This window comes from Deinococcus depolymerans, assembly GCF_039522025.1.
Classification (GTDB): Bacteria; Deinococcota; Deinococci; order Deinococcales; family Deinococcaceae; genus Deinococcus; species Deinococcus depolymerans.
Genome location: NZ_BAAADB010000019.1, coordinates 55,014 through 68,276 on the forward strand (window position 1 = coordinate 55,014; position 13,263 = coordinate 68,276).

At 68.5% G+C, this 13,263-nt stretch carries 9 protein-coding genes; 4 read left to right on the forward strand and 5 right to left on the reverse strand.

The features are described from left to right. The first annotated feature begins 38 nt into the window (after positions 1 to 38). The 3 genes from ABDZ66_RS10515 to ABDZ66_RS10525 all read left to right on the forward strand — a co-directional run bounded on the left by ABDZ66_RS10515 (position 39) and on the right by ABDZ66_RS10525 (position 4,340). Positions 39 to 2,582 carry a S8 family peptidase gene (locus tag ABDZ66_RS10515; RefSeq protein ID WP_343758580.1) on the forward strand — a complete coding sequence of 848 codons (2,544 nt, stop codon included), beginning with the start codon at positions 39 to 41 and terminating at the stop codon, positions 2,580 to 2,582. Between the two features lie 258 nt (positions 2,583 to 2,840). Beyond that, positions 2,841 to 3,257 carry a CBS domain-containing protein gene (locus tag ABDZ66_RS10520; RefSeq protein WP_343758582.1) on the forward strand — a complete coding sequence of 139 codons (417 nt, stop codon included), beginning with the start codon at positions 2,841 to 2,843 and terminating at the stop codon, positions 3,255 to 3,257. 114 nt (positions 3,258 to 3,371) lie between these two features. Further along, the gene (locus ABDZ66_RS10525; RefSeq protein ID WP_343758584.1) at positions 3,372 to 4,340 is read left to right on the forward strand and encodes an oxidoreductase; all 969 of its coding nucleotides are present in this window, start codon (positions 3,372 to 3,374) and stop codon (positions 4,338 to 4,340) included. A 54-nt stretch (positions 4,341 to 4,394) separates the two neighbouring features. Here the strand turns inward: ABDZ66_RS10525 and ABDZ66_RS10530 are convergent, their stop codons facing one another. The 5 genes from ABDZ66_RS10530 to ABDZ66_RS10550 form a co-directional block, all read right to left on the reverse strand. Continuing rightward, on the reverse strand, positions 4,395 to 5,303 hold the full coding sequence (locus ABDZ66_RS10530) for a DnaJ C-terminal domain-containing protein (protein WP_343758586.1): 909 nt from the start codon (positions 5,301 to 5,303) through the stop codon (positions 4,395 to 4,397). Positions 5,304 to 5,366: 63 nt separating this feature from the next. Further along, a complete protein-coding gene (locus tag ABDZ66_RS10535; protein ID WP_343758588.1) occupies positions 5,367 to 5,561 on the reverse strand; it encodes a VF530 family protein in 195 nt (64 codons plus the stop codon). A 97-nt stretch (positions 5,562 to 5,658) separates the two neighbouring features. After that, a complete protein-coding gene (locus ABDZ66_RS10540) occupies positions 5,659 to 6,309 on the reverse strand; it encodes a nucleotide exchange factor GrpE (protein WP_343758590.1) in 651 nt (216 codons plus the stop codon). Between the two features lie 138 nt (positions 6,310 to 6,447). Then, positions 6,448 to 8,334 carry a molecular chaperone DnaK gene (gene dnaK, locus ABDZ66_RS10545; RefSeq protein WP_343758592.1) on the reverse strand — a complete coding sequence of 629 codons (1,887 nt, stop codon included), beginning with the start codon at positions 8,332 to 8,334 and terminating at the stop codon, positions 6,448 to 6,450. A gap of 162 nt (positions 8,335 to 8,496) precedes the next feature. Then, on the reverse strand, positions 8,497 to 9,090 hold the full coding sequence (locus ABDZ66_RS10550; RefSeq protein ID WP_343758594.1) for a PAS domain S-box protein: 594 nt from the start codon (positions 9,088 to 9,090) through the stop codon (positions 8,497 to 8,499). A 113-nt stretch (positions 9,091 to 9,203) separates the two neighbouring features. On the opposite strand from ABDZ66_RS10550, the gene dnaE reads away from it, so the two are divergent. Then, the gene (gene dnaE / locus ABDZ66_RS10555; RefSeq protein ID WP_343758596.1) at positions 9,204 to 13,193 is read left to right on the forward strand and encodes a DNA polymerase III subunit alpha; all 3,990 of its coding nucleotides are present in this window, start codon (positions 9,204 to 9,206) and stop codon (positions 13,191 to 13,193) included. The last annotated feature ends 70 nt before the right edge of the window (positions 13,194 to 13,263 follow it).

Genomic DNA, 13,263 nt, shown 5'->3' on the forward strand with positions numbered 1-13,263 from the left:
TCAGGGGCCGTCACGCGCCGCCGCATAGGCTGAGCGGCATGAAGAAGCGGAATCTCATGATGCTCGGCGCAGCCCTGACCCTGGGCGGCCTCAGTCAGGCCAGCGCCGGACGCCTCTCCCCGACCCTGCTCGAGCGGGCGAAGAAGGGAGACCAGACCCCGGTCGGCGTCATCGTCCGGTTCCAGTTCGCCAACGACGCGCAGGGCCGGGCGCAGTTCAAGAACCTGCGCGCCCAGCTGAGCGGCAAGATCGCGCAGCTCGGTCCGGCGGCCGGGTTCCTGAACCAGGCCATCAACTCGGGCCGCGCCACCTCGCTGTGGCTCGACCAGAGCGTATACCTGCCCATGACCCCGGTCCAGGCGCGCACGCTGGCCGTGCTGCCCTTCGTTTCGGACGTGTTCGAGAACTTCAAGGTGCAGATCCCGAAACCACAGCGGGCCGTGGCCCTCAGCGCCGCCGCCGCCGCGCCCGGCGAGGCCTGGCACCTCGCCAAGATCGGAGCGCCGCAGGCCTGGGCCGCCGGGTTCAAGGGCCAGGGCGTCAAGATCGGGCACCTGGACAGCGGCGTCGACGCCAGCCACCCGCAGCTGAACGGCAAGGTCGCGGCCTTCGCGGAATTCAACGCGGAAGGCGACCGCGTGCCCAACGCGCAGCCGCACGACACCACCAACCACGGCACGCACACCGCCGGGCTGCTGGTCGGTGACACGGTCGGCGTGGCACCCAGCGCCAAGGTCATCAGCGCGCTCGTCCTGCCGAACAACGAGGGCACCTTCGCGCAGGTGATCGCCGGGATGCAGTACGTGTTGGACCCCGACAACAACGCCGACACCGACGACGGCGCCGACATCGTGAACATGAGCCTGGGCATCCCCGGCACCTTCGACGAGTTCATCGTGCCGGTGCAGAACATGCTCAAGGCGGGCGTGGTGCCGGTGTTCGCCATCGGGAACTTCGGGCCGACCTCGGCCAGCACCGGCAGCCCCGGTAACCTGCCCGACGCGATCGGCGTGGGCGCCGTGGGCCAGGACGGACAGGTGGCCAGCTTCAGCAGCCGCGGGCCCGTCAACTGGAACAGCGCCATCAAGGGTGTGTTCGTGAAGCCCGACATCGCCGCGCCGGGCGTGGAGATCACCAGCGCGTTCCCGAACGGGCAGTACGGCGCCCTGAGCGGCAGCTCGCAGGCCAGTCCCATCGCGGCGGGCGCCGCGGCCCTGCTGCTGTCCGCCAAGCCCGGCACCAGCGTGGACGGCGTCAAGAACGCGCTGTACACCAGTGCCAGTAACGCCGGCAGCAAGAACAACAACACCGGGTACGGCCTGATCAGCGTGCCGGGCGCCCTGGGGAAACTGGGCGTGAATGCCGGCGCCCCGGCCCCCGCTCCCGCCCCGACCCCCGCTCCCGCCCCGACCCCAGCGCCGACCCCGGCGCCGGCCCCCGCGCCAGCCCCCGCACCCGCGCCGGCCCCCGCCCCCGCCCCTGCTCCGGCGCAGCCGACCGGTCCCAGCGGCTACAGCCTGTGCGCCCTGGAGGGCAGCAAGTGCAACTTCAGCGGCCAGAAGGACGCGGCGTTCGGTACGGCCGGGAAGTACCTGACCGGGATCGGCACCGACGGCTTCAACTGCACGGTCGCCGAGTGGGGCCGTGACCCCGCCCCCGGCGTCGCCAAGGGCTGCTTCATCAAGGACCGCCCCGGCACGCCCGCGCCCACCCCGGCACCCACCCCGACCCCCGCGCCCAGCACCGGCAAGAAACCCCGCGTGCTGCTCGTCGACGACGACATGGGCCAGGGGGCCGACGTGACGGCCGCGCTGCGCGACGCCATCAAGGCCAACGCGGTCAGCGGGGGGGCGTTCGTGTGGAACACCCAGAGCCAGGGGCAGGTGCCGCTGAGCGAACTCAAACGCGCCGACATCGTCGTGTGGGCGACCGGCGAGCAGTACCAGAACACCATCACGCCCGCCGATCAGAACGTGCTGCAGCAGTACGTGGCGGGCGGCGGGAACCTCCTGATCACCGGTCAGGACATCGGGTACGACATCGGCACCAGCGCCTTCTACACCGGCACCCTGAAGACCCGCTTCGTGGCCGACAGCAGCGGACAGGCGAAATTCGTGACGCGCGGCGCGTTCGGCAGCACCGCCTTCGCCCTGAACGCCCAGGGCAGCGCCGGGAACCAGTACTACCCCGACGTGATCGCCGATCAGGGGGGCAGCAGCGTGGTCGCCTCCTGGGGCAGTGCCGACGCCACCGCCGGGACCATCACCGCGCAGAGCATCCGCGTCGACCCGAACCGCACCCGCGCCGCGCAGAAGGTGAAGGACCCGCGCGGGCTGGTCGAGCGGCTCGCGGCCGGCGTGATCGGCAGCGTCCTGAACCAGATCCTGGGCGGCAACACCCAGGCGCAGGGACAGAACCGCCCGCGCGTGAGTGCCCAGTCCGCCGGTGAGAATGCCGGGGCGATCGTCGCGAACGACGCCGGGAAGTACCGCACCGTGACCATGGGCTTCGGCCTGGAGGGCCTGACGCCCAACAGCCGCACCATCCTGATGAAGACCTCCTTCGACTGGCTGATGAAGTAATACGGACTCCGATTGAATGGGCTGCAAAGCCCGTTCAATCCGAGCGAAGCGAGTGGGAGCTGGGCGGGTTCCGGACGTGGAGTCGGCAATCCGGTGAAGTTCCGGATTGTCGGCGAAACAAACGGCAGTCCGTATAACTGCATCCCTTCCAGGCCGCCCGCCACGCGCGGGCGGCCTTCTGCTTTGCCTCAAGATTCTCCCCGCCCGGCTTGGGCAAGCTCCCATGCGGCGCGCAGGGCCGGGGGGTACGGTCAGGGTATGACCACCCTGCGCGACATCATGACCACCGACCTGACCACCACCGACCCCCGCGCCACCCTGAAGGAGGTCGCCACGCTGATGCGCGAGCAGGACATCGGCAACGTGCTGATCATGGACGGCGATCAGCTCAGCGGCATCATCACCGACCGGGACATCGTCATCCGCGCCGTGGCGTACGGGCACGACCTGGGCAGCGCCGCGACCGACTACGCCACCGGCAATGTGTTCACGATGGACGCGGAGACCAGCGTGCAGGACGCCGCGAAGGCCATGGCGGACCGCCAGCTGCGCCGCCTGCCCGTCACGGACGGCGCGAAGGTCGTCGGGATCGTGAGCCTCGCGGACCTCGCCACGCGCGCCAGCGGCGGCGCGGACGAACAGGCGCTGCAGGGCATCAGTCAGCCCACCGTCTGAACCGGGGCAGAGGGGGCGGCTGGGGTCTTTCCCTGGCTGCCCCCTCTTGAGCGTTCCTCCATGCTGCGGGCCACGCGTTGACTTCGAGCGCACCCGAAGGACTACGGTGTCCCCATGACCCCCATCAAGAGCCCCCTGGCCCCCCGCGCCGACGCGACCGACCTCCTGAAAGACACCGACCTGACCGGCCAGACCGCCGTCGTGACCGGCGCGGCCTCCGGGCTGGGCGCCGAGACCGTCCGCGCCCTGCTGGGCGCCGGGGCGCGCGTGATCATGCCCGTCCGCGACACCGCGCGCGGCGAGCATGTCGCCCGTGACCTCGCACAGGCCACCGGGAACAGCGACGTGCACGTCCTGCATCTGGATCTCGGGTCGCTCGCGTCGATCCGGCAGGCCGCCGGCGAGATCCTCGCGCTCGCCCCGAGGATCAACATGCTCATCAACAACGCGGGCGTCATGGCCACCCCGCAGGGCCAGACCGCCGACGGCTTCGAGACGCAGTTCGGCACGAACCACCTCGGGCACTTCCAGCTCACGCGGCTGCTGATGCCGGCGCTGCTGGCCGCCGCGCCCGCCCGGGTCGTGTCCCTGAGCAGCAGCGCGCACCGCCTCAGCGACATTCGCTGGGACGACCCGAACTTCCAGACCACCCCCTACGACCCCTGGCAGGCGTACGGGCAGAGCAAGACCGCCAACGCCCTGTTCGCCGCCGAACTGAACCGCCGCTACGCCGAGCAGGGCGTCACCGCGAACGCCGTCCACCCCGGCGGGATCATGACCGGCCTGCAGAAGCACATGCCGGAAGGCGAGGCGCAGCGCCGGGGCTGGATCGACGAGAACGGCGTGCCGAACCCGGCCTTCAAGACGCCCGCGCAGGGCGCGGCCACCAGCATCTGGGCAGCCACCGCGCCCGAACTGGACGGCGTGGGCGGCCTCTTCCTCGAGGACCTCCAGCAGAGCACCCCGCTGGACGAGGCCAGCCCCAGCCCGCTGTTCGGCTACAAACCCCACGCCCTGAACGCGGACAGTGCCCGCCGTCTGTGGGCGCTCAGTGAGCAGATGATCGATCAGACCGGGAAGTAAAGCCGCAACAGCAACGCCCCCGACCAGACCGGCGGGGGCGTTTCGCTGATGGATTTACCCGAGGTCGCGCAGCCTTCGGTACAGCTCCTTCTGCTCGTCGCTCAGGGTGGCGGGCACCGTGACGTTCAGGCGGACGTACAGGTCGCCGCGCGTGCCGTCCTTCTTCGGCCAGCCCTGCCCGCGCAGGCGCATACGCCGCCCACCGCTGCTGCCGGGGGGCACGCTCAGGTTGCCCTTGCCGCTCAGGGTCTGCACGGTCACGTCGCCGCCCAGCGCCGCGACCGGGGCGGGCACGTCCACGCTGGTGGTCAGGTGGTCGCCGTCCAGTTCGAAGCGGGCGTCCTCCAGCACGCGGATGGTCAGCAGCACGTCCCCGCCGCCCGGTCCCTGCCCGGCCAGCCGCAGGCGCGCGCCGTCGCGCGTTCCGGCGGGCACGCGCAGGCTCAGGCGTTTGCCGTCCACGTTGATGACCTCGTCCGAACCGCTGAACGCCTCGGCCAGCGTGACCTGCAGCTCGCCCTCCACGTTCTGCACGAAGCGGCGTCCGCCGCCCAGCCCGCCGCCGCCCAGCAGGTCCTCGAAGTTCACCTGCGCGCCCGCGAAGCCCGCGCCCGGGCCGCCGCGCCGCCCGGTCTGCCCGAACAGTCCCTGGAAGAAGTCGCTGAACTGCCCCGGGTCGAAGCCCGAGAAGTCCCCGCCCTGGAAGCCGCCCGCGCCGGGGCCGCCGTAGCCGGGCGGAACCTGACCGGTGTGCCCGAACTGGTCGAACACCTGCCGTTTCTCGGGGTCGGACAGGACGGCGTACGCCTCGCCGATCTCCTTGAACCGCTCGGCGGCCTTCTCGTCCCCGGCGTTCTTGTCCGGGTGGTACTGCTTGGCGAGCCGGCGGTACGCGCTCTTGATGTCCGCCTCGGACGCCCCGCGGGAGACGCCGAGCACGTCGTAGTAATCCTTGTAGGCCATGTGCGCCTCCTTCAGGCGAATGAGGACGGTGGATTCCGCTCTGTGGGTTCAGGGCGGCGAGGTTCAGGTGGTCACGAGGTCGCGGTACAGCGCCTCGACCTTCGCCCGCGCCCACGGGGTGCGCCGCAGGAACTTCAGGCTGCTCTGCACGCTCGGATCGAACTGGAAGCAGCGGACCGGGACCATGCGGGCCAGTTCGTCCCAGCCGTACGCGTCGTGCAGCCGCTCGACGATCATGGCGAGCGTCACCCCATGCATCGGGTCACCGGAGGCTGAGCGGTTGACGGTTGATGGAGCCGCAGGGGCCTCCGCCGACGCCGCCTTGTCTTCTGGGTCAACCATCACCGCTTCCCCCTCAGTCCTTCCGGCTCACGACGACGCGGGCGGGGCGCACGAGACGGTCGCCCATGCGGAAGCCCAGCTGGTACACCTGCACGATCACGTCGTCCTCGTCGCCCGGCACGACCTGCAGCGCCTCGTGCCACTGCGGGTCGAAGGCCTCGCCTTCCTTGCCGGTCGCTTCCAGGCCCAGGCCGGAGAACACGGTCAGGATCTTGCCCTGCACGGCCTGCATGCCGGGAATCAGTTTGGCGGGCTCGGCGGCGCCCATGGTGACGGCGCGGTCCATGTCGTCGTACACGGGCATCAGCGCCTCGGCGGCCTTGCTTATGCCCTGGCCCTGCGCGGCGGCCACGTCCTCCTGGGTGCGGCGGCGGTAGTTGTCGAAGTCGGCGGCCAGTCGGGCCAGTCGGCCCCTGAGGTCGGCGTTCTCCTTTTCCAGCTCGTCGGCGCGGCCGAGTTTCGCCATCATCTCCTGCACCTGACCGAACATGTTCTCGTCCATGCCGTCCAGGCCGGGGAACTCGGTTTCCAGGTCTTCTTGCATGTTGTCGGTTTCGGGCAGGTCGGCGTCCGTGACGGGCTGACCGCTGTCGGCGTCGAGGGTGGGGGTGTTCTGTGCGGTCTCGGCGTCGGTCACGTCGGGGGTGCGTTGGTCGTCGGTCATCTTGGGGCCTCGCTTTCGGAACATTCCGCTCAGCTTACGGGCTGCCGGGTGCTCGGGGGGTAGGGCGGAATGAAGGGGGGAGAGGAGGCGTGGTGGCCGTCCTCTCCCGGGGTGCGCTGGTGTGTGCGGGGGCGGCGCTTACTCGGCGGGTTTGAAGTCCGCGTCGATCACGTCGTCGTCCTGCTTGTCCTTGCCGAGGTTGACGGTGTCGTCGCCCTGCGCGCCCTGACCCTGCGCGGCGGTCATGAAGGCGCGGAGTTCCTCTTCCAGCTTCTTCTGGGCAGCGTCGATGCGGGTGTCGTCGTCGCTGCGGACGGCTTCCTCGGCCTCGTCGGCGGCGGCTTTCAGCTTGTCCTTGGCGTCCTGGGCAGCGCCCTCGTTCTCCTCGAGCTGCCCGAGGGCCTGCACGCGCAGCGAGTCGAGGTTGTTGCGCTTCTCGACCTTCTCGCGGCGCTGCTTGTCGGCGGCGGCGTTCTGCTCGGCTTCCTGCACCATGCGCTCGACGTCGCTCTTGTCGAGGGTGGTGGTGTTCTCGATGCGGATGCTGGCTTCCTTGCCGCTGGTCTTCTCCTTGGCGGTGACGTGCAGGATGCCGTTGGCGTCGATGTCGAAGGTCACCTCGATCTGCGGCTGACCGGCGCGCATGGGCGGGATGCCTTCGAGCTTGAAGCGGCCCAGGGACTTGTTGTCGGCGGCCATGGGGCGTTCGCCCTGCAGCACGTTGATCTCCACGCCGGGCTGGTTGTTCTCGGCGGTGGTGTAGATCTCGGTCTTCTTGGCGGGCACCGTGGTGTTGCGGGTGATCATGGGGGCGATCATGCCGCCCTTGACCTCCACGCCCAGCGTCAGCGGGGTCACGTCGACCAGCACGATGTCGCCCAGGCTGGAGTCACCCTGGATGATCCCGGCCTGCACGGCGGCGCCCAGCGCGACGGCCTCGTCGGGGTTCACGCTCTCGTTGGGGGTCTTGCCGATCAGTTCCTGCACGATGCGCTTGACGGCGGGAATGCGGGTGCTGCCGCCCACCAGGATGACCTCGTCGATCTTGCTGGCATCCAGTTTCGCGTCGGCCAGGGCCTGCTCGACGGGCTTACGCACGCGGCGCAGCAGGTCGGCCGTGATCTCCTCGAACTTGGCGCGGCTCAGGGTGCGCTCGAGGTGCATGGGGGTGCGGGTCTCCGGGTCGAAGGTGATGAACGGCAGGCTGATCGAGGTTTCGGTCGCGTTGCTCAGTTCGATCTTGGCCTTCTCGGCCGCTTCGATCAGGCGCTGGAGGGCCTGCTTGTCCTTGCGCAGGTCGAAGCTGTTGTCCTTCTGGAATTCGGTGGCGAGCCAGTCGACGATGCGCTGGTCGAAGTCCGCGCCGCCCAGGTGGGTGTCGCCGCTGGTGGATTTCACTTCGAACACGCCGTCGCCCAGTTCGAGAATGGTCACGTCGAAGGTGCCGCCCCCCAGGTCGAAGACCAGGACGGTCTCGTTGCCCTTGCGTTCCAGGCCGTAGGCGAGCGCGGCGGCGGTGGGTTCGTTGATGACGCGCAGCACGTTCAGACCCGCGATCTCACCGGCCTGCTTGGTGGCCTCGCGCTGGGAGTTGTCGAAGTAGGCGGGCACCGTGATGACCACGTCGCGGATCTTCTCGCCCAGCTTGGCGGAGGCGTCGTTCACGAGTTTGCGCAGCACCTCGGCGCTGACCTGCTCGGGGGCGAGGTCCTGGCCGTTCACCTCGATGCGCACGGAGCCGCCGGGGCCTTCCTTGACGGTGAAGGGGCTGCGGCCGGCTTCTTCCTTGACTTCGTCCCAGCGGCGGCCGATGAAGCGCTTGACTTCGAACAGCGTGGCGGCGGGGTTCAGGGCGGCCTGACGGCGGGCGATCTGCCCGACGAGGCGTTCGTCGCCCTTGTACGCGACGACGCTGGGCGTGGTGCGCGCGCCCTCGGCGTTCACGATGACTTCGGGGCGGCCGCCTTCCATGACGGAGATAACAGAGTTGGTGGTACCAAGGTCGATTCCGACTGCTTTGGGCATGGGGACTCCTGTGTTGATGGTGTGAAGTGTGGGGATTTGCCGCCACGCGGGCAGCAGTTCTGATCTGCGAACATCATAGGCCCACAGTTCCGGAGTGTCAATAGAGTTGAGTGTATGACGCTCAAGTTTAAGGGGGGCCTCAAGACCGCAGGCCACCCCCCCTCAGAACCGCCCGTCCACCTCCGCCACCCCCACCTCCAGCTGACCCAGCGCCACCACCGCCGCCACATTCCCCACGATCCGCCCCGCATGCCAGCGCGGCGTTCCCGACACCACCACCGACACCAGCGACCCGTCCGCCCGGCGCAACCGCGTCGCGTACGACGAACTCCCGCCCGCCTGCCGCAGCGCCCGCGCCTCGCGCAGCCGGTCGTGATCCTCCGGGACCGTCCACTCGAACGGCGAACGCCCCACCACCTCCGCCGGCGTCAGCCCCAGCATCCGCGCGTACGCCCGGTTCACGTACACGAACCGCCCGTCCTCGTCCGACACGGTCAGCCCATGCTCGACCGTCTCCATGATCTGCCGCGCGAACCCCAGCTCCGCGGCATACGACGCCCGCAACTCCCGGTGCCCGCGCAGCAACCCCAGCACCCGCGGCGCCAGCCACGCCGTCCCTGCCAGGACCACCAGCACCGGCGGCAACACCGCCCACAACGCCGGGCGCGGCACCAGCCACGCCAGCAGGAACGACTCCAGGACCAGCAACGCGAACAGCGCGCACGCCCACCGCCACTCCAGCAGCCCCGGCCTCATGCCTCAGCGTGAACGGCCGCCCCTGTCAGGACCCTTACGGCGCCCAGCCGCCCGCCGCCCGTCAAGTCCGGCCGTCACTGACAGCCCGGGCCGCCCCGGCCTAGACTCGGACCATGACCGCCCCCGACGCCGCCCCCACGCCCCACATTCACGTTCCGGACGGCTCCTGCTGCAAACCCAAGCGCTTCGCGCACCTGCATCAGCACACGCAGTACTCGCTGCTGGACGGCGCGGCGAAACTCAAGGACCTGCTCAAGTGGGCCAAGGAGGTCACCCCGGAAGGGCAGACCCCGGCGCTGGCCATGACGGACCACGGGAACATGCACGGCGCGGTGCACTTCTACAACTACGCGACCGGGATGGGCGTCAAACCCATCATCGGCTACGAGGCGTACGTGGTGCCGGGCGAGGGCACCCGCCGCGACCGGACGCGCGGGCAGGACGGCGAGAAGGGCATCTTTCACCTGACGCTGCTGGCCCGTGATTTCGAGGGCTACCAGAACCTCTGCCGCCTGAGCAGCCGCGGGTACACGGAAGGCTACTACTACAAGCCCCGCATCGACCACGAACTGCTGCGCGAGCACCACAAGGGCGTCATCGCCTTTTCCGGCTGCCTGGGCAGCGAGGTGCAGCAACTCCTCCTCCAGGGCCGCGAGGACGACGCCAAGGCGCGCCTGATGTGGTACCGCGAACTGTTCGGAGAGAACTACTTCATCGAGATCCAGGACCACGGGCTGCCCGAGCAGAAGAGGAACAACCCCATCCTGAAAGCCTGGGCGAACGAACTCGGCATCGGCATGGTCGCCACGAACGACGGCCACTACGTCAAGAAGAGCGACGCCACCGCCCACGAGACGCTGCTGGCCATCCAGACGAAAGCCACGCTGGCCGACGAGAACCGCTTCAAGTTCCCCTGCGACGAGTTCTACGTGAAGAACCTCGAGGAGATGCAGGCCGCCCTGCCCGTGAGCGAGTGGGGCGAGGAAGTCTTCGACAACACCGCGCTGGTCGCCGACCTGTGCAACGTGGACCTGCCGGTCGGCAAGAAACGCGTGTACCAGATGCCCGCCCTGCCCATCCCCGAGGGCCGCACCATGGCCGAGGAACTGCGCGTGCAGACGTACCGCGGCACCGTGAAACGCTACCCCGCGCACGCCACGGAAGCGCTGCTGCGCGACTACGCCGCACGCAGCCTGAACGCGCTGGGAGCGGACGCGCAGAAGGTACTGGGCCGCGCCGGGAACTGCGACCCGCAGACCTGCGACCTGGAAACGCTGTTCACGCTGCTCGCCTTCTGCGGCAGCGAGTGGGAGGCGCGCGGCAAGGCGGCGGGCGAGAAGTACACCAAGTACCCTGCGCTGGAACTCATGGAGGCCGAGGTGGAATCCGGGCCGCTGCCCGCCTACGCGCACGAGGACTGCCGCCGCGCCGCCCAGAACAGCAGCGACACCAGCATCGAACTGACCCCCGACGCGCAGGAGGAAACCACGCGCGGCCACCACCGGCACGCGCTGGTGATCCTGCGCCGCGCCGAGTACGAACTGTCGGTCATCAACAACATGGGCTTCCCCGACTACTTCCTGATCGTCGCGGACTACATCAACTGGGCCAAGGACCAGGACATCAGCGTCGGCCCCGGCCGTGGCTCGGGCGCAGGCTCGCTCGTGGCTTATGCGATGCGCATCACCAACCTCGACCCCCTGGAATTCGAGTTGCTGTTCGAACGCTTCCTGAACCCCGACCGTATCTCCATGCCGGACTTCGACATCGACTTCAACGACGCCCGCCGCATCGAGGTCATCCAGTACGTGCAGGACAAGTACGGCGAGGACAAGGTCGCGCAGATCGCCACCTTCGGAACCATGGCGTCCAAGGCCTGCCTGAAGGACGTGGCGCGCGTCATGGGCCTCGAGTACGCCAAGGTCGACAAGGTGTCGAAACTCATTCCCATCAAGTTCGGCAAGAGCTACAGCCTCGAACAGGCCCGCGAGAGCGTCCCGGACATCCAGCAACTGCTCGCCGAGGACCAGCAGCTGCTCGAAGCGTACGAGTTCGCGCAGAAACTCGAGGGCCTCACCCGCCACGCCAGCGTCCACGCCGCCGGGGTCGTCATCGGCAAGACGCAACTGACCGACCTCGTGCCCGTCATGCGCGACACGAGCGGTGCGGGCATGGTCTGCCAGTACGACATGAAAGCCGTCGAGGACATCGGCCTGATCAAGATGGACTTCCTGGGCCTGCGCACCCTGAGCTTCCTCGACGAGGCCAAGCGGATCATGCGCGAATCCAAGGGCGTCGAGATTGACTTCGACACCATCCCCTTCGACGACAGAATCACCTACGACCTGATGAGCCGCGGCGACACCAAGGGCGTCTTCCAGCTCGAAGGGGCCGGCATCGCCGACGCCAGTCGGCGCCTCAAACCCCGCCGCCTCGCGGACATCATCGCGCTGTCCGCCCTGTACCGCCCCGGCCCGATGGAGAACATCCCCACCTACGTCCGCCGCCACCACGGCCTGGAAGAGGTGGACTACGTCCGCGACGGCTTCCCGAACAGCGCCAAATACCTGGAGAAGATCCTGGCCGAAACGTACGGCATTCCCGTCTACCAGGAACAGATCATGCAGATCGCCAGCGAGGTCGCCGGCTTCTCCCTCGGCGGCGCCGACCTGCTGCGCCGCGCGATGGGCAAGAAAGACGCCGAGGAGATGAAACGCCAGCGGCAGATCTTCGTCGAGGGCGCCGAGGGCAACGGCGTACCGAAAGACGAGGGCAACCGCCTGTTCGACCTGCTGGACGCCTTCGCCAACTACGGCTTCAACAAATCCCACTCGGCCGCGTACGGCGTGATCACGTACCAGACCGCGTGGCTCAAGGCCAACTACCCCGTCGAGTTCATGGCCGCCCTGCTGACCGTCGAACGCAAGGACAGCGACAAGGTCGCCGAGTACATCAGCGACGCCCGCAAGATGGACGTGCGCGTCCTCCCGCCCGACATCAACCGCTCGGCCGCCGACTTCGCCGTGCAGGGCGAAGAAATCCTGTTCGGCCTGTACGCCATCAAGGGCCTGGGCGAGGGCGCCGTCCTGAAAATCCTGGAGGAACGCGAACGCGCCGGGCGCTACAAGAGCCTCGCGGACTTCTGCTCCCGCCTGGGCAACAAGGTCTGCAACCGCAAGGCCCTCGAAAGCCTGATCAAGAGCGGCGCCTTCGACCAGTTCGGTGAACGCAACCAGCTCATGCACAGCCTCGAAGACGCCCTCGAAGACGCCGCCGGCACCGCCGACATCAACGCCAAAGCCCAGACCGGCATGAGCATGATGTTCGGCCTGGAAGAAGTCAAAAAGGAACGCCCGCTGCGCGTCGGCATCCCCCCCTACACCGACCTGGAACGCCTCAGCATCGAGAAGGAAGCCCTGGGCCTGTACATCAGCGGCCACCCCCTCGAACAGCACGAAGGCCTGCGCGAGGCCGCCAGCTGCCGCATCAGCGACCTCGACAGCTGGTTCCAGACGCAGAACGTCGCCCCCGGCAAACGCATCAAGGCCGTCCTGGCCGGCATGATCGAGAGCGTCGTCAAGAAACCCACCAAGAGTGGCGGCATGATGGCCCGCTTCATCCTCGCCGACGAGAGCGGCCAGACCGAACTCGTCGCCTTCAGCCGCGCCTACGACCGCATCCAGGACAAACTCATCAACGACACCCCCGCCCTCGTCATCGTCGAACTCGAATCGGAAGACGGCGGCCTGCGCGCCATCGCCGAGGAGATCGTCAGCATCGACCAGCTCGCCGAGGTGCCCAAGGTCATGTACGTCACCATCGACCTCGAAACCGCCAGCCCCGACGCCATCGGCGAATTCCAGAGCGTCCTCGACGAACACGCCGGCAGCATGCCCACCTACCTCCGCCTGGAAACCCCCGAACAGTTCGTGGTCTACCAACTCGACCACGGCATGGGCAGCCCTGAAGCCATCCGCGTCCTCAACCACACCTTCCCCTGGGCCGACGCCTACCTCGCCTACGACCAGCAGACCATCCTCGGCCGCTTCGCGCCCAAGCCGCCCGCCTGGATGAACAAACAGAACGGCGGCATGCGGGCATAGTCGCGGGCGACCCCTCCGCTGCGCGGAGAACCCCTCAGTCAGCTTCGCTGACAGCTCCCCTCAAGGGGAG